Annotated in this window: 17 protein-coding genes; 1 reads left to right on the top strand and 16 read right to left on the bottom strand. The window is 41.0% G+C overall.

From position 1 onward, the window contains the following. Window positions 1-101 precede the first annotated feature (101 nt). Window positions 102-287: a 50S ribosomal protein L28 gene (gene rpmB / locus MHI18_RS18640; RefSeq protein WP_340849573.1), complete on the top strand. Its 186-nt coding sequence runs from the start codon at window positions 102-104 to the stop codon at window positions 285-287. A 95-nt stretch (window positions 288-382) separates the two neighbouring features. Here rpmB and spoVM read toward each other — a convergent pair whose 3' ends face one another. The 16 genes from spoVM to MHI18_RS18560 all read right to left on the bottom strand — a co-directional run bounded on the left by spoVM (window position 383) and on the right by MHI18_RS18560 (window position 17,963). After that, window positions 383-463 (bottom strand): stage V sporulation protein SpoVM, encoded by an 81-nt coding sequence (spoVM, locus tag MHI18_RS18635; protein ID WP_034302035.1) that lies wholly within the window; start codon window positions 461-463, stop codon window positions 383-385. A gap of 103 nt (window positions 464-566) precedes the next feature. After that, on the bottom strand, window positions 567-1,223 hold the full coding sequence (locus tag MHI18_RS18630; RefSeq protein WP_445670018.1) for a thiamine diphosphokinase: 657 nt from the start codon (window positions 1,221-1,223) through the stop codon (window positions 567-569). A gap of 80 nt (window positions 1,224-1,303) precedes the next feature. Then, complete coding sequence (rpe, locus tag MHI18_RS18625; protein ID WP_340849572.1) at window positions 1,304-1,954, bottom strand: ribulose-phosphate 3-epimerase; 651 nt, start codon at window positions 1,952-1,954, stop codon at window positions 1,304-1,306. Between the two features lie 2 nt (window positions 1,955-1,956). Further along, window positions 1,957-2,838, bottom strand: coding sequence for a ribosome small subunit-dependent GTPase A (gene rsgA / locus MHI18_RS18620; protein WP_340849570.1), 882 nt, complete (start codon window positions 2,836-2,838; stop codon window positions 1,957-1,959). 35 nt (window positions 2,839-2,873) lie between these two features. Beyond that, entirely contained in the window at window positions 2,874-4,868 is a 1,995-nt protein-coding gene (pknB, locus tag MHI18_RS18615) for a Stk1 family PASTA domain-containing Ser/Thr kinase (RefSeq protein WP_340849567.1), read from the bottom strand. Between the two features lie 5 nt (window positions 4,869-4,873). Further along, window positions 4,874-5,623, bottom strand: coding sequence for a Stp1/IreP family PP2C-type Ser/Thr phosphatase (locus MHI18_RS18610; protein ID WP_340849565.1), 750 nt, complete (start codon window positions 5,621-5,623; stop codon window positions 4,874-4,876). Between the two features lie 226 nt (window positions 5,624-5,849). Further along, on the bottom strand, window positions 5,850-7,199 hold the full coding sequence (gene rsmB, locus MHI18_RS18605) for a 16S rRNA (cytosine(967)-C(5))-methyltransferase RsmB (protein ID WP_340849563.1): 1,350 nt from the start codon (window positions 7,197-7,199) through the stop codon (window positions 5,850-5,852). Beyond that, window positions 7,186-8,145: a methionyl-tRNA formyltransferase gene (gene fmt, locus MHI18_RS18600; RefSeq protein WP_340849561.1), complete on the bottom strand. Its 960-nt coding sequence runs from the start codon at window positions 8,143-8,145 to the stop codon at window positions 7,186-7,188. Before fmt ends, rsmB begins: the two co-directional genes overlap by 14 nt. After that, the gene (def, locus tag MHI18_RS18595) at window positions 8,142-8,627 is read right to left on the bottom strand and encodes a peptide deformylase (protein WP_340849559.1); all 486 of its coding nucleotides are present in this window, start codon (window positions 8,625-8,627) and stop codon (window positions 8,142-8,144) included. Before def ends, fmt begins: the two co-directional genes overlap by 4 nt. Before the next feature lie 537 nt (window positions 8,628-9,164). Next, window positions 9,165-11,576, bottom strand: coding sequence for a primosomal protein N' (gene priA / locus MHI18_RS18590; protein WP_340849557.1), 2,412 nt, complete (start codon window positions 11,574-11,576; stop codon window positions 9,165-9,167). Window positions 11,577-11,582: 6 nt separating this feature from the next. Continuing rightward, entirely contained in the window at window positions 11,583-12,788 is a 1,206-nt protein-coding gene (gene coaBC / locus MHI18_RS18585) for a bifunctional phosphopantothenoylcysteine decarboxylase/phosphopantothenate--cysteine ligase CoaBC (RefSeq protein WP_340849555.1), read from the bottom strand. Between the two features lie 253 nt (window positions 12,789-13,041). Then, a complete protein-coding gene (rpoZ, locus tag MHI18_RS18580) occupies window positions 13,042-13,248 on the bottom strand; it encodes a DNA-directed RNA polymerase subunit omega (protein ID WP_040374005.1) in 207 nt (68 codons plus the stop codon). A gap of 2 nt (window positions 13,249-13,250) precedes the next feature. Continuing rightward, a complete protein-coding gene (gmk, locus tag MHI18_RS18575; RefSeq protein WP_040374006.1) occupies window positions 13,251-13,865 on the bottom strand; it encodes a guanylate kinase in 615 nt (204 codons plus the stop codon). A gap of 9 nt (window positions 13,866-13,874) precedes the next feature. After that, complete coding sequence (gene remA / locus MHI18_RS18570) at window positions 13,875-14,138, bottom strand: extracellular matrix/biofilm regulator RemA (protein WP_040374007.1); 264 nt, start codon at window positions 14,136-14,138, stop codon at window positions 13,875-13,877. A 54-nt stretch (window positions 14,139-14,192) separates the two neighbouring features. Further along, complete coding sequence (locus tag MHI18_RS18565; protein ID WP_340849550.1) at window positions 14,193-15,065, bottom strand: YicC/YloC family endoribonuclease; 873 nt, start codon at window positions 15,063-15,065, stop codon at window positions 14,193-14,195. Window positions 15,066-15,287: 222 nt separating this feature from the next. Further along, window positions 15,288-17,963: a calcium-translocating P-type ATPase, SERCA-type gene (locus MHI18_RS18560; RefSeq protein ID WP_340850330.1), complete on the bottom strand. Its 2,676-nt coding sequence runs from the start codon at window positions 17,961-17,963 to the stop codon at window positions 15,288-15,290. Between the last annotated feature and the right edge of the window lie 182 nt (window positions 17,964-18,145).

Here is an 18,145-nt window from a genome sequence, read left to right as displayed (position 1 = left end):
TATTGCATTCTCATGGGAGGTATGATAAATTATTAAAGTATTTCAATTCAGACTCAAAGAATATGAAAACTCAAGCTTTCTGTAGTTAGGAGGGAATCAACATGAAACAATGTGTAATCACTGGAAGAAGAACTCGTACTGGTAATAAACGCTCTCACGCAATGAACTCATCTAAGCGTACATGGGGTGCTAACCTTCAAAAGGTACGTATTTTAGTCGATGGTAAACCTAAACGTGTATACGTTTCTGCAAGAGCTCTAAAATCGGGCAAAGTAGAACGCGTATAATGTTCCGGCATCCTTTTCTTAGGATGCCTTTTACTTTTTTTACAACAAAAAACACCCTGTTCCAGGGTGCAAATAGTTCGATACTCTCTATTATTTCAGCCCTTTTTAAAGGCACCAAGCATTGCTTTAACCAATCCTCCCAAAACCTTCGGTAATTTAATGGTATAGAACTTCATAATGCCCCTCCTCTGCAATCACACTCTTACATTCCTTTATTGAGATTTCCTCTTATTAGACTGCTTTTAATTAACATACTTAGTAAGGCGGTAAGCGTGATGATTAATCACTGCTTCTTATCACCAATAATATGCCAGAAGTAAAGGAATAATTACCAATCTCTGAAATAAGTTCATTGCTGATACAACGAGTTGAACCCACAGGAAGATAGCTGTTTTGTAAAGGATATTTAAAACCATGCAGACTTATGCCATCCGCATTTCCGATCACTGGGATCAGCGATATGTATTTTTTATCATCCATCACCTGAAGGGAATAGGATCCCGGTGTTTTTACCGTCAATAGATTTTTATGATCCGCCATATAAAAACTTATTTTATTATGTAACGGTAAGATCTCTTCCCGTAAGAATAATTGGATGTTGCCAAGAAAATGATCGATTCTTCCTCCAGTGGAACCAAATAGCCATATCTCTTGGGGGTCCTGCGCCACCGCCCACTTAAAAGCAATTTCTAGATCCGTTTCATCTTTTTCAGAAGGATAGATCGTAATCGTATCTAGTTTTTCTTGAATCACTGCCAGTTCCTCTTCTGTAACTGAATCAAAGTCTCCAAATGCCGCTGCAGGCGTGATGCCATGATCAAGCAGTATTTGTACCCCTCTATCAACGCCAACCCATATACACCCTTCTCTGTCTTTATACATCCCTAAATGAGGGATCAAGTCACTTGGCCCGCCTGCCATCAAGTAAATTACCAATGGAATTCCTCCTTTTACTAGAAAAGCCAGTTGAATACGCTGCTGTTTACTCACAGCACGTTATCAACCGGCTCATTATTTTACAATGTTCCTCTAATATTCTTGATCGCTTGATGACGATCAGGCTGATTATAAATGGCCGAACCGGCAACAAGAACCGTTGCTCCTCGTTCAACACATAATTTCGCCGTTTCAGCATTCACGCCGCCGTCAATTTCAATTTCAACTTCTGTTCCAACAGACTCAGCAAGTTCTTTCACTTCTGAAATCTTCGGAAGCACGGAAGAAAGGAAGGACTGTCCGCCGAATCCTGGGTTAACAGTCATAAGCAGCACCATATCGACTTCTTCAATAACATGTTGAATCGACGATACAGGAGTAGCTGGATTCAACACGACACCCGCCTTAACCCCAAATGACTTAATTAATTGAATGGTCCGGTGCAAATGCGTGCATGCTTCCACATGTACGGTTAGGTAATCGGCTCCTGCCTTGGCAAAAGCTTCGATAAACTGATCGGGCTTCTCAATCATTAGATGTACATCCAACGGAAGCTTCGTTACTGGACGAATCGCCTCGACAATCAGTGGTCCGATTGTAATGTTAGGAACAAAATGACCATCCATTACATCTACATGAATATAATCAGCTCCGCCTGCTTCCACATCACGGATTTCCTCACCCAGCTTTGCAAAATCAGCTGACAAAATGGAGGGGGCAATTTTCACCATGTCTAATACCTCGGCTTTCTATCTTTAATTTCTTCGAATATTTGTTGGTAATGTTTATAACGGTATTTTGGAATATCTCCTGTCTCAACTGCCTGCTTTACCGCACACTTTGGTTCCTTATCATGTAAACAACCGCGGAATTTACACTGTTCACCGTACTTATAGATTTCCGGGAAACAATACGCTAATCGTTCTAATTCAATATCTAAGAATTCTAAGGAGCTAAATCCAGGTGTATCGGCAACAAGACCTGAACCGATGGGTAGTAATTCAACATGTCTTGTCGTATGCTTACCTCGTCCTAAATGAGATGAGATTTGATTGGTTTCGATATCAAGATCAGGGTTGATTGCATTTAAAAGAGATGATTTACCCACTCCTGATTGACCTGCAAAAACACTCGTTTTTCCTTCAAGGTATGGCAGCAAGACCTCAAGACCCGCACTCGTTATAGAAGACGTAGCCACAACCTCATAACCAATTTTTCGATAGTCCTCCATATATTGATTGAGAGTTTCCCGCTGTTGTTCCGAAATTAGGTCCATCTTACTGATACATATAATCGGTTCAATTTCATTATTTTCTATCGCAACTAGGAATCGGTCCAGCAGGGTTGTGCTGAATTCAGGTTCGACAGCTGAAAAGACCAGAATTGCTTGATCCACATTCGCTATTGGCGGCCGAACGAGTTCATTGGTGCGTTCCTTCACTTCAAGAAGATACCCATCCGTATGATTTTCAGCTTGATACACAATATAATCGCCGACAAGGGGGTTAACTTTATTATGTCGAAAGACTCCCCTGCCTCGACATTGGATAATTTGTTTGCCATCAAGCACATAGTAGAATCCACTGAGCGCCTTAATGATTTTGCCCTCTGGCATAGCTTCACTCCTTTAGTTAATTATTATAGCTAGTGTTATTTTTTCGGATAGGTGATAATGTTTTCTAAATAAACACTCCCATCCCTAATGATTTTATATCCCGCCTGCTTTTCATACGGCACTAAGAATTCAAGAGTTACTGTACGGTTCTCTGTTAACTCAATCGTATCCTCTGGCTCGGTCATGCTGTGATTCATATCTTCTATATAGATTTTAACTATCTGCACTTCTCCTGGCACTAAAGGATCATATTCTATGGTAACTTCCTTAGTAACCTTTTTAGGAGGGATTTCTTTCTTGCCTTTTGACAGAACGACATTCACGGTACTGCCTTTTTCCACTTTTGTTCCTGGTGATGGTTCCTGACTAATGACCAAGCCGAATCCAACAGACGCGTTGTACTCTTCCCTTTTTACGTTAACCTTTATTCCAGCTTCTTTAGCGTAGTCATCTAGACCCGCTTTATTGAATTCAGTAAGATTTTTTAATGGAAGTTGTTCCGGTCCCTTACTGACGGTGAATTCAAAAGCTGTATCCGATGGTACCACTTCTGTATTCAAAGATGGTACTTGTGTCAGAATCGTTCCTGGAGAACTATCATCAAATTCTTCAGATATCATACTTTTCTTAAAATCCATTTTATCCAGTAACGTTTCAATACTGTCAATATTACGGCCGATATAGTCTGAAACCGTAACGGTTTCTTTTCCGGTACTTTGATAAATATCGATCGTCGTACCTTCTTTAACTACCCTACCCGCACGAGGTTCGGTTTTAATGACCTGTTCTTGAGGGACTTTTTCATCCGATAATTCAATCGTTTTCCCTGGTTCAAGTCCGGATTTAAGCAGCTCCACGATTGCATCATCGTATTCTTCTCCTGAGAGATCCGGGATCGTGATTTCTTTTGGGCCGAATAATGCAGGAAAGAACACAAAAGAACCCCCCAGTAAAAGCAAAATCACTAAAAGACTAGCTATCATAAGCAAGGGCCGTTTTTTACGTTTTTTCTGTTTCTTTGAATTTGCGCCCTTTTTTTTCGAAACCGATTTAACTGGTGCGGAAGCTTCATCGTAAACAGCCGTATTTTTTTCAGGACCTCTAATAATGGTTTCGTCAATACTATTCATATGATCATTTGTAATAATAGGTATCGCTTTCGTTGCATCATGATCCTCTGGTATGGCGAAAACCGGCTCATTAAGTCGTTCAGGTTTAAGCGACGTCCTAATCTGTTCATGCATTTCATCGACACTTTCATACCGATAATAAGAATCCTTTGCGGTAGCTTTTAAGATAATATTTTCGACACTTTGAGGGATATCAGGATTCCATCGCTTAGGCGAAGGCGTTTCCGATTGTAAATGCTTTAACGCGATGGAAACGGCAGATTCACCTGAAAAAGGCAGCCTTCCTGTTAACAACTCAAACATAACAATGCCCAACGAATAAATATCGGACTTTTTATTCGCCATCCCGCCTCTAGCCTGCTCGGGTGATAAATAATGAACAGATCCTAAAACGGCATTCGTCTGGGTAATATTTGTTGCACTTAAAGCCAAAGCTATTCCGAAATCAGTAATTTTCACATTTCCAATTTCATCCACTAGGATGTTCTGTGGTTTAATATCCCGGTGGATAATCCCATTATGATGTGCATTGGAAATGGCTGCCGTAATTTGTTCCATAATGTTAATGGACTCTTCAATTGACAGCGGAAAGTTCTTTTGTATGTATTGCTTTAACGTTAATCCTTTTACATATTCCATGACAATATAGTAAATGTCGCCATCTTCACCGACATCATAAATACTGACAATATTAGGGTGAACTAAACTGGTAGCAGATTGTGCTTCCCGGTTGAAACGTTTAATGAATTCATCATCATTATTGAAATCCATTCGCAGAATCTTCAAAGCCACATCCCTGTCCAAGATCATATCTCTAGCCAGGTAAACATTAGCCATACCGCCGCCGCCAACCATATCTAACAGCTTATAGCGACCGTTGATTCTTTTACCAATCAGCATTCAGTTCACCCACTTTCACTTTCATCACAAAATTGAACAAGGACAAGGGTGATATTATCTTCACCACCGTATTGATTAGCCAAGTCAATTAATGTAGCTGCTTTCTCATTAAGATCAGTATCAGACACTAACATTTCTCTCATCTGATTCTCACTAACCTTATTGGAAAGGCCATCTGAGCAAAGCAAGAGAATATCTCCCTCTTCAAATGTGATAGTTGAAATATCCATTTCAACCTGCAATTCTGTTCCTAGTGCTCGCAATAACACGTTCTTACGGGGATGGTGTTCTGCATCTTCCCGTGATATTTGCCCTGAACGGACTAATTCATTTACAAGAGAATGATCTTCCGTCACTTGTTTAAAGCCGCTTTCGTTGTATAAATAGCAGCGACTGTCGCCAATATTAGCAATTGTCGAAAATCGATTGGTACAAATAGCAGCCACAAGCGTCGTACCCATCCCATTGCATTCTAAATGCTCAGCTGAATGATCAAAAAGCAGCTGGTTAACCTTCGTAATTTGTTTCTTAAACCATACTTCTGCATCTTGAGCCGTTAAGATGTCCATTGTTTGTTCCCATTCTTTGCTTAAAAACTCAATGGTCATTCCACTTGCCACATCACCGGCACGATGTCCACCCATTCCATCGGCGACAATTACCAAACTAACTCCATCTGAATTGATAAAAATACCGCCATTGTCCTCATTATGCTGACGGACTTTTCCACGGTCTGTTTTAAATACTGCCTTCATAGGTTCACCTCGTCTCTTCTTTTCGCTCTTAGCATTCTTGACCGCATGCTGGTGGTCGTAACAATACCTTTTCAGCGTCCTTCTTAAAGGGAAAAATTCGTTCTCGAGGTGTACGGACACGGCTGGATTCACATAATTCACAGCTATCAATTTAACTCAACTAAACCAATACTAGTTGTACAGACAATCAAACAGCAAGAACTGTTCAATTGTCTGTACGGCACCCTTAATGACTCTTCTTTTTAAAGCTGGAAATAAAGAACCCATCACTATCTAAATCTTGTGGGAATATCTGCAGCATATTATCTTCAACAAAGCTTTGTACTCCTTCTGGGAGACGCTCTTGTAACTCTAAATCTCTTTCAAAATCAGGATGTCTTTGTAAAAAAGCCTCAGCAACACGTTGGTTTTCTTCCTGATCGACTGTACATGTACTGTATACCAAACGGCCGCCTTGTTTTAATAAAGGTGCTGCAGCATCTAACAATTCAGTTTGTATACTTGCGAGCTTTATTATATCATTTTTTGATTTTGTATACTTAATATCAGGTTTCCGGCGCATAACACCTAACCCTGAACAGGGAGCATCAATTAGAATTCGATCGAAGCCTTCTGCACTAAATTTCTGCTGCACATCACGGCTGTCTGCCACATAGGTTTTAATATTACGAAGGCCTAAACGTTGTGCTTGTTTCTTAATCAACTTCACTTTATGATCATGAAGGTCAATAGCTGAAACTTGTCCTGTAGTCAGGCGTTCTGCAATATGAGTCGTTTTCCCGCCTGGGGCTGCACAAGCATCAAGAACCATATCATTTTCAACTGCCCCTAACGCATGTGCAACAAGCATTGAACTTTCATCTTGGACGGTCATAAAACCAAGCGTATAGCTTTCGGAATGAACAAGGTTGCCTCGAAGACAGTTAATAGCTTCTGGAACAATTGAACTTTTTTCAACTGCAAAACCTTCTTCAGTCAATAGTCGTACAAGCTCATCTCGTGAAATTTTACGTGTATTTACTCTCACTGTTTGCAAGGGAGCCGTTAGATTAATTTCACACATTTCTGACGTTTTCTCTACACCATACTGTTCAATCCAACGTTCTACAAGCCATTGTGGGTGACTCGTGGCAATGGCCAATCGTTCAGTTTCGTCCTTAATGTCTGTTAGGGGACGCACACCCTGACGCTGAATATTCCTCAACACACCATTTACCATAGAAGAGATTCCTTTATGACCTCGTTTTTTTGCAATCTCTACCGCTTCATAAATGATAGCATGATCCGGAACCTTATCTAAGTACACCATTTGATATAACGATATACGAAGCAGATTATAAACCCAAGAAAGCGTATGTTTACGGTCTCTGACAAAAGGCTCTAAATAATAATCTAATGTCATTTTGCGTTGAATGGTTCCGTACGTTATTTCTGTTAATAAACCATTGTCTACACCAGACAAGTTATGCTTTTCAATTTTAGAGTTTAATAATAAATTACTGTATGATTGATTCTTCTCTACTGATTCTAGAACATCTACAGCGAGTTCCCGAACATTCTTCTTAATTGTTGTCATTTTCTGCTCCTAACTTCATGCCAGGCATTATAAAGCTGCCGGCTCCACGCAAATAATCTTTTGCAAGCATTTTTTTCTTTCCAGATGGCTGAAGCTCCGTAACCAGCACTGCTGTCTGATTGCCTGTGGCAATTAACACACCATTATCTTCTATTGATAATACTTCACCAGGCTGTGCCTTCACTTCAGATGTCACTTTTTTAGTATCCCAAATCTTTAAAACAGCTCCATCAATAAGTGTATAGGCAACCGGCCAAGGATTCAAACCACGCACATGATTAAAAATAGCTTCTCCGGTTTGAGTCCAATCTATCTTTTCTTGTGCACGTTTTATATTAGGTGCAAATGTCGCAGCGCTTTCGTCCTGTTTTTTCGACTTAAGCTCACCTTTAATCAGTTTTGGCAATGTGTCTGCTAGAAGATCAGCACCGATTGCACTTAGCTTCTCATGAAGTGTCCCTACATTATCTTCTTCAGTAATCGTAAGTTCACTTTGAGTCAAAATGTCTCCGGCATCTAATTTTTCAGCCATATACATAATGGTTATTCCTGTTTTTTCTTTACCTTGTAACAGTGAATAATGTATAGGAGCACCGCCTCGCAACTCTGGTAAAAGTGACGCATGAACATTAATACACCCGTATTTTGGTGCTTCTAGCAGTTCATTCGGCAAAATTTGTCCAAATGCAGCAGTAACAATCAAATCAGGGTTCAATGCAAGCACCTTATCTAAATCTTCTTTTACCCGAATTTTCTCCGGCTGCAGAACTGGAATTCCGTGTTTCAGAGCTTCCACCTTTACGGGGGGAGGGGTCAATATTTTCTTACGTCCTACTGGACGATCAGGCTGAGTGACGACACCAATCACTTCATATCCTTCTTTCAAGATTCTTTGTAATACCGGTACAGAAAAGTCTGGTGTACCCATAAATAAAATTTTTGTCATTCTTCAACTACCCCTTCTAGCTCTTTTTCAGTTAAATAATGTGTCACCTTACTAGTAAACAAAATACCATGCAAATGGTCAATTTCATGCTGTATAGCACGGGCAAGAAAATCTTCTGCCTCCATTTCGAAAAATGCGCCCCGACGATCCTGAGCCTTAACCTTCACACGATATGGACGAGTGACCTCACCATAAAGATCTGGAAAACTCAAACAACCTTCGGGTCCAGTTTGTTCACCAGAACTATCTAAAATAACTGGATTAATTAACTCAAGCGTACCCGACTCGTCCCCAATATCAACGATAGCAATCTGCTTTTTAACCCCTATTTGCGGAGCAGCAAGCCCCACACCATCTGCTTCAATCATGGTGTCATACATATTATTTAACAGCTTAGCCAACTTTCCATCAAAACTTGTTACTTTATCACATTTTTGTTTCAAAATTTTCTCAGGAAACAAAACAATCGGTAAAATAGCCAAAATAAACAACTCCTATAAGAAATGCGAAGGCGCCTTGGTCAGCCTCCGAAGCAAATAGGGCGAGACACAAAAGGCGCTTTTTGCCTTTTAGTGGCTTGCATCTTTTGCACAGGAGGCTAGGCGCCGCAGCTGGACAATACTGAAATGCGAAGGCATCCGTTTAGCTTGCGAAGGAAATAGGGAGAGAACCAAAAGGCGCTTTTTGCCTTTTGAGGACTCTCATCTTTTCCACAGCAAGCTGGATGCCGCAGCTGGACAACAATAAAATGCGAAGGCGCCGCAGCTGGACAATCTGAAATGCGAAGGCATCCTTTAGCTTGTACAAGAAAAGCGAGAGACTCTGAATACGCCATCTTCAAGCAAGCTGGATGCTCAGTAACATCATAAAAGCGCAGATATCCTAGTTGGACTAGGACATCAGCGCTGAACCATTTTTTAACATTCAGCCTGAAGTATACCAGACCACAAACCCTCATTTTACTTGACCTGTGTCGCTGTGTATAGCTTTTTATGACGGTTTATCGGTACAACTGATGGTTACATCATTATTTGTGGATTTAAGTCGATATTAATTTGTAATTTCTGCTGTGCAGTTTCTTGTTGATAATGTTCTAAAATGGAGCGCATAAGGCTTTGAAGCTCAGGCTCTCGTTTGTATTTTATCAGACATTGATAGCGATATCTATTGTTAATCCGGCTGATTGGCGAGGCTACGGGGCCAAGTATAATGGCTCCTTTGCTTAAACGCGCACCTAAAAATTGCGTAATTTTTTCTGTGGTTGCCACCGTTTTCATCAAATCTTCATGTGAAACGGTAACCATCGCCATATAAAAATAAGGAGGATAATGATTTTGTCTTCTGATCAACATTTCTCGTTGATAGAAGGAATCGTAGTCCTGATAACTCGAAAGTTCGACACTGTAGTGTTCTGGGGTATAGGTTTGAATGACCACTTCCCCTTCTAGCTCATGCCTGCCAGCTCGTCCACTAACCTGGGTCAATAACTGGAAGGTTTTTTCTGATGATCGGAAATCAGGTAAATGCAGCATGGTATCAGCGGATAAAACACCGACCAATGTAATATTGGGGAAATCCAGTCCCTTGGCAATCATTTGTGTACCAAGTAGTATATCCGCTTTGCCTTCTCCAAAAGCCTGGAGCAGTCGTTCATGAGATCCTTTTTTACTTGTCGTATCTACATCCATCCGGATGACCCTTGCTTCTGGTAGAAGCTTCGTAATTTCTTCTTCCACCTTTTGCGTGCCCGTTCCGAAGAAGCGTATATGATCACTGCTGCATTCCGGACATATTGATGGCATCTTTTCTTCATGGGCACAGTAATGACATTTCAAAGAATCATTCATTCGATGATAAGTTAATGAAATGTCGCAATTAGGACAATTCAATACCACACCGCAGCTTCGGCACATAACAAAGGATGAATGTCCCCGCTTGTTTAACATCAATACGGTTTGTTCGCCGCGTTCTATTCTATCTTTCAGTTTTTCAAATAACAATTCAGAGAACATTGAGCGATTACCACCACGCAACTCTTCTCTCATGTCCACGATTTCTACACTAGGCATCGGATGATTATTCATCCTCCTCGTTAACGGTAAAAGCTGGTAGACTCCTTTTTGGGCACGTGCAAATGATTCTAATGCAGGAGTAGCACTGCCTAGTATAACAGGACATTTATGATTTTTAGCTCGTTCTATAGCTACATCACGGGCATGATAGCGGGGGTTTTCTTCTTGTTTATAGCTTGATTCATGCTCTTCATCCATGATAATCAACCCTAAATTCTCAAAAGGGGCAAAAACCGCGGAGCGTGCACCAACGACTACTTTTACTTCTTTTCGATGAATTTTCCGCCATTCATCATACTTTTCTCCGACAGATAATCCACTGTGCATGACTGCAACTTGTTCACCAAATCGTTCTTTGAAACGTTTTACCGTTTGAGGAGTCAGAGAAATTTCCGGGACTAACATAATAGCCTCGCCGCCCTTTTTCAAAACGGCATCTATTGCTTGTAAATAGACTTCCGTCTTTCCGCTGCCTGTGACACCGTATAAAAGAAATACATCATGCTCATCTTTTTCAACCGAAGCAACGATGGGAGACAACGCTGCCGCTTGTTCGTCAGTCAGGGTGAATGGATTCGACCTTTCAAACGTCCGATTTTCATAGGGATTCCGATAGATTTCTTCATCGCTCTCCCTAAGCACCTTTTTATCTACCAGCGTCTTAATCGTACCATTAGAGGCACCCGTAGCTTCAAGCAGGTCCTTCAATTGAATTTTTTCTTGATGCTCAACGAAGTATTGAATAACTTCCTGCTGTTTTTTTGCATTTGCCGAAAGAGAACCCATTACGTCTTTCATTTCTTGTACACTCAGGACCGTTTCAACCATTTTCACTTTCTTTTTGTTCATTCGGTTTTTAACTTGATAAATGACTTCTATGTTTCCTTTTTGTACTTCCTTTTGAAACCGGACCGTTTCGCCGCCATTGATCACATCTTTCCAAGAAATCGAATCATGATTTGCAAGGAACCTTTGTACTTCTGGATCAAGTAGATTTCTGTTATCTCCAGTGACTTTAAGTACCTTTTCGTATTTTGCCTTCATCGCTGACGGAAGCATTGCTTGAAGAGCAGAAATCTTAAAGCACATGGCTTTCAAAGTCAGCCAATTTCCGAGTTGCAGAAGCTCACTATTTAAAACCGGCTCTAAATCCATCGGTTCTTTAATTTGACGAAGTTTGTCAAATTCACTTTTATCCTTCAGACTTGTTACAAATCCTTGAACCATCCTCGGACCAAAAGGGACAATGACTCGCATACCCGGCTGAATTAAACCCAGCCATTTGTCAGGTATTTTGTAATCAAACTCCCTGTCTGTCTGCTTCGCTGGTACATCAACGATAACCGCAGCTATATTCATTAAGCATCATTCCTTTTTCAACATCTGGACAGCCTCGGTTAGTATCTGTTTCGCCGTATCTGTTTTACTCATCATAGGAAGTTCACGCTTGCTCCCATCTTTCTTAAACATCGTAACAATATTCGTATCGGTTCCGAAACCGGCACCCGTTGTGGAAACATTATTAGCGACAATCATGTCGGCATTTTTCTTCTCAAGCTTCGTAAGAGCATACTCTTCCACATTTTCGGTTTCTGCCGCAAACCCAATCAGTAGCTGATGGTGTTTTTGAGCACCGAGATGGAAGAGAATATCCTTCGTTCGTTCGAATTCTATGATATGATCACCAGATTTTTTCTTCATCTTCTGCGACTGATAATATTTCGGTGTATAGTCTGAAACGGCTGCTGTTTTTATAACAACATCTGCCTTCTGATAAACGTCCATCACCGCATTAAACATTTGTTCAGCTGTATCAACAGAAATAATTTCAACACCTGCGGGTGCTTGAAGTGTTACAGGGCCTGAAATGAGTATAACCTCCGCCCCCATTTTCACGGCTTGGTCAGCAAGCGCATAACCCATTTTTCCTGTAGACCGATTCGTAATAAACCGAACCGGATCGAGATGCTCTCTTGTCGGTCCCGCTGTGATTACGATTCGTTTGCCTTGAAGAGGAAACTCTCCACGTTCTTTAAAAAACTGTATGAGATGGCTGACAATGGTTTCAGGTTCTTCAAGTCTGCCTTTACCAACATACCCGCACGCCAAATATCCTTCAGACGGCTCAATAAATTGATAGCCATAGTTTTTCAGAGTCATCATATTCTTTTGGACAGCAGCGTTTTCATACATATGAACATTCATGGCTGGTGCCAGCCAGATTGGATTCTGAACAGCAAGAAGTGTTGTTGTAATCATGTCATCGCCTATCCCATTGGCAAGCTTGCCTATCACATTCGCAGTTGCCGGAGCCACAAGTACAAGATCAGCCCAATCTGCTAAATCAATATGAGCAATCACAGCTGAATTTTTTTCATCAAACGTATCCGTAAATACATCGTTACGCGAAAGCGCTTGGAAGGTGAGCGGCGTGACAAATTGACGTGCTGATTCACTCATGATCACTTTAACAATCGCACCAGCCTGCGTTAATTTGCTCGTTAAGGCTGCTGCTTTATAAACAGCAATACCCCCTGTGACACATAATAGTATTTTTTTATTTGTAAGCATGCAGTTTTCCCCCATGAATGATCGTCTTTTTATCTCATTATGACGGAAACAGATGAATTTTTCATCTATTACACCATTCGAATGAGACTCATTTCTTCTCACTGCTTTTGCAAAAAAATAAGAAAAGACCTGAACTCCCGCTAAACAGAGTACTGTAAAGTTTCCTTACAGCTACCAGTTCACAGGGGTTCAGGCCCAACTTACCCGTATAGAATCAGTCGAGACATTTCTGTCCCAGGACCAACCTTACTAATTATTTTCCTTCGAATGAATTATCATACGTTAAAACATCTGTATAGATTTCTTCTAACGCACGACCGACAGGCTTATGAGAAACTGGCTTGTCAATTCGGCAGTCTTTACTGATTTGCATTTGACGTGCACGTTTCGCTGCAACAGACACCAATGAGTATTTAGAATCAATTTTCAATAACAATGAATCAATAGATGGATATAACATAATTATTCAGCCTCCAGCATTTTTTTATATCGAACAGACACTCTTTCACGACGGCAGTGCTCAGCAATGACAATAGCATTGATTCGGCTTGTTGCTGCAGTGACATGGTCATTTTCGACGACGTAATCGTATAAATCCATTAACTCAATTTCTTCCTTAGCAGCCTGCATTCTCCGGCGAATTAACTCTGAAGATTCTGTTCCGCGATTGGTAATACGGCTTTCAAGCTCTGAAAGGCTTGGCGGTGCTAAGAAAATAAGTAACCCTTCAGGGAATTTCTCACGAACTTGTTGAGCCCCTTGTACTTCAATTTCTAAGAAAACATCTTTCCCAGCATCCAGTGTTTCACGAACATAATCAACAGGAGTTCCGTAATAGTTGCCGACAAATTCAGCATATTCCAGTAGTTTTCCCTGTTCAATTAATGTTTCGAATTCTTCACGGGATTTGAAGAAATAATCGACTCCATCAACTTCTCCATCCCGGGGAAGCCTGGTTGTCATCGAGATTGAGTATTCAAAAGCCGTATCAGGCTGCGAAAAAATCTCTTTGCGTACTGTGCCTTTACCTACTCCGGATGGACCGGATAATACAATCAACAAGCCTTTTTCAATCATATCGTTCTTTTACCCCTCTTCCACGCTGTCGTCTCTGTCATGCAGACGAGCAGCGACTGTTTCTGGCTGAACGGCCGATAAAATAACATGATCACTGTCTGTTATGATAACTGCTCTAGTTCTTCTGCCATATGTAGCATCTATCAAAGAGCCGCGGTCGCGGGCATCTTGAATAATTCGCTTGATTGGTGCCGATTCCGGACTCACGATCGACACAATCCGGTTTGCGGAAACGATATTCCCAAAACCAATATTCATAAGCTTAATAGACATTATAATCCTCCATCCATTATCTAGTGTGGCCTTGAGCGTTTCTTCATAATCAACCTATTCGATATTTTGCACCTGTTCTTTCATTTTTTCAAGTAAACTTTTCATTTCGACCACTTCTTTGGTCATTCGTGAATCATTTGCTTTGGATCCAATCGTGTTGACTTCTCTATTCATTTCCTGAACAAGAAAATCAAGTTTTCTGCCGACCGGTTCATCCACTTCAAGGGTTTCTGAAAATTGAAGCAAGTGACTTTCAAGTCTAGTTAACTCTTCATTTACATCTGCTTTATCTGCTAAGATAGCAACTTCTGTCAGTAAACGACTCTCGTCTCCCGCCCCTTCAGTAAACTCTGCTAATCGTTGAACTAGCTTTTCACGATAATGTAAGGCGACCTCTGGTGCATATTCCTTAATGATTGTAATGCTTTTATGTACCTTGTCTGCTTGATCTGATAAGTCATTCATCAATTCTAGTCCTTCTTGATTCCTCATTTTTTTAAGTGATTCAAGTGCCTCTGTTAGCGCTGAAAACAAGATACCTTCGAGCTCTTTATTTTCATTATTTTCTTCTTCCACAAAAAGAATATTTTCAACTTGAAGCATGTCATGTAAAGAAGGACCTGCTAATTCATATTTAGTCTGAACGGTTTCCATATGGGAAAAGAATTGTTCTGTCAAACTCCAATCAAGCTGCAGTTTTTTCGTGACCAGCCCTTCGCCTTCTACGGTTATAAATAATTCAGCTCTTCCTCTTCTAATATATTGACTTGCTTTTTTTTTAACCTTTTCTTCTAGAATCATTAGCTGGCGCGGCATACGGATGATAAACTCACAAAAACGATGGTTGACTGTTTTCATTTCAACCGTCACTTTTGTATCTCCGTCTTCAGCCTTTCCCCGGCCGTATCCTGTCATACTCACGATCATGGCGCCACTTCCATTCCATGCATAATACTGTTTCCTGACTTGGTCTTGTGAATCTATTTGGTCAAAAGAAGCCGCAATAAATAAGCCAGCGGATGAAAATAAGCACTTTCCTGTAAAAACCGCCTATATACGTCAGCTGAGCACCTGATTACGGACTAACTTTTCTATAAAAAATAAAAAGGTAATAGAGAAACTCTACTACCTTTCGAATTATACCATACCTTACCTTGTTTTTCTTATTAAAATAGAACCTGCCAGTAAAAAAGTTGGAATAGATGCCATCCCTGTAACGAGCAGCCAATCCCGCGGTGCAATCGGTACAGTATGGAAAATCATCTGCAGAGGCGGGTAATAAATGACGACCAACAATAAAACCATAGAAGAAAGTACAGCTCCAACGAGGTACTTATTACCAAATGGATTTCGTGAAAAGATAGATCGCTCACTTCGACAATCAAACACATGAATCAGCTGAGCTAAAACTAATGTTGTAAAAGCAATGGTTTGAGCATAAACAAGATTATCCGGGTTGTTTTTATAAATGACGATAAACGCAATCAATGTCGAGATCCCAATTAGAAACCCTCTCGAAATAATCTTCCATCCCAGTCCTCTAGCGAATACCCCTTCCTTCGGATCCCTAGGGTCCCTCTTCATGACATCACTTTCCGCTTTATCAAGCCCTAAAGCCATTGCTGGCAGACCATCTGTTACAAGGTTTACCCAAAGAATTTGAATTGGAATCAAAGGGAGCGGCAATCCACCTACCATCGCAAAAAACATGACCAAAATTTCGCCCACATTTGATGCTAACAAGTAACGGATAAATTTACGAATATTTTCATAAATGTTTCGGCCTTCCTTGATTGCTGCTTTAATGGTTGCAAAATTATCATCAAGTAAAATTAAGGAGGAGGCTTCTTTCGCAACATCCGTACCGGTAATCCCCATGGAAATACCTATATCTGCTGCTTTTATAGCAGGGGCATCATTTACGCCATCACCGGTCATGGCTACAATATGTCCATTGTTTTGCAAGGCACGAACAATTTTCAACTTATGCTCCGGAGATACTCTGGCAAAGACTGCTACATCCTCAACAATGTCTTCTAGCTGGTCAACTGTCATTTCAGCTAATTCTTTGCCTTCTAACACTCTTTCATTACCTCTTAAGATACCCAATTGTCCAGCAATAGCTTTGGCAGTCGCAACATGGTCGCCAGTAATCATTACCGTCTTGATTCCTGCTTCCCTAGCCTCTTTCACGGCTTCCTTCACCTCTGGACGGGGAGGATCAATCATTCCGTGAAGACCAAAGTATATTAAATCACTCTCAGCCTCGGATTCATGGAGTAGAACCGTTCCCGGCGGAATGGGCTTATACCCAATCGCAATTGTTCGGAGCGCCTGCTGTGCAAGACCGGTAATTGCTTCCTGAATCTGTGTTTGATACTCACTGATACGAACGACTCGTTCTTGCCAGAGAATCGAACTGCTATGTGAAATCATCACGTCAGGTGCACCCTTCGCTACAACAAAATGCTTTCCTTGGCTATCCTTAACAATTACACTCATCATTTTACGTGTAGAGTCAAATGGAAATTCCTTTACGATTGTAAACTGTTCAAATACATTTTCCCGATTCAGCCCTGCTTTCATAGCAGCAACTAACATTGCCCCCTCTGTCGGATCTCCGTTCAAAGTAAATCGATCTTTTTTTAGAATTAGCTCAGAATTATTACAAAGCATACCAAATGTCAGGAGCTGAAAGAGCGTTTTATTCCCCTTTGGCTGCACGGCTCGTTCACCGTAGTAAAACTCTCCTGAAGGTGAATACCCAGTTCCCGTAACTTGCCAAGTACTCCCGCCGCTCCAAAGATGTGTGACCGTCATTTTATTTTGGGTCATGGTTCCTGTTTTATCTGAACAGATGACTGAAGCACACCCTAGCGTCTCTACTGCTGGCAGTTTTCGAACGATCGCATTCTTCTTAATCATTCGTTGAACACCTAGAGAAAGCGCAACTGTAACAATGGCCGGTAACCCTTCTGGAATGGCTGCAACAGCTAATGAAACTCCGGCTAAGAACATCGTATACAAGGGGTTTCCTTGTAAGATCCCAGTAACAACGACAACAAGAGTCAAAAACAGTGCCGTTGTTATTAAAATTTTCCCGAGCTGTTCAAGCCTGAGCTGAAGGGGGGTATCCTGTGTCTCTGCTGATTGAAGCAAATCAGCAATTTTCCCCATTGCTGTATTCATGCCTGTACCAACAATAATCCCTATCCCGCTTCCGCGTGAAACCATCGTACCCATGAAAGCCATATTTTCTTCATCACCAATGCCTTCAGCAGGAAAATGAAGTGATTCAGATTGTTTAACCGATGGAACAGATTCTCCGGTCAAAGCTGATTCTTCAATTTCAAGACTGTATGCTTCAATCAGTCGTACATCCGCACCAATCCGATCGCCGCTTATAAACTTAATGATATCTCCTACAACCGCTTCACGTGATGGAATCTTCCTCCATTCCCCATCTCGAAGAACGTAAATCTGCGGTGCAGCCATTTCCTTCAACGCATCTAGAGACTTCTCAGCACGGCGTTCCTGATAAAACCCAAGCAGACCATTCATTAAAATGATTGCTATTATCGCTATTGCATCAATATATTCACCAAGGAGCCCAGAGATTAAGGTCGCTGCAAGGAGCACAAGCACCATGAAATCCTTAAACTGTGCAAAGAAAAGCAGGATAACCGACTGTTTTTCTCCAGCTTGCAATTCATTAAAGCCCTGCTCATTCTGCCTTTTTCTAGCTTCCGTTTCCGTTATCCCAACATCTTTGTCAGTTTGAAGAGCAGTTTCCAAATCTACAATATTCATTTCGCGGAACGTCATTTGAGTATCACACATCCTCTACATAGATTACTTATCTCCATTTCTAACCTAAAAAGCGCAGCGGTCAGATCCTTCATACACATTACGCCTTTCGGATGTCTTTCTTCGGCAGCTCTCTTCTTCCATGCTTATTCAGACTCGTCCTAAAACATGCTATAATTACAATGGATAGTAGGATTAAA

Origin of the sequence: Peribacillus sp. FSL H8-0477 (assembly GCF_038002765.1) — a bacterium.
In the GTDB taxonomy this organism is placed as follows: Bacteria; Bacillota; Bacilli; order Bacillales; family DSM-1321; genus Peribacillus.
This window is presented reverse-complemented; position numbering and strand designations above follow the sequence as displayed.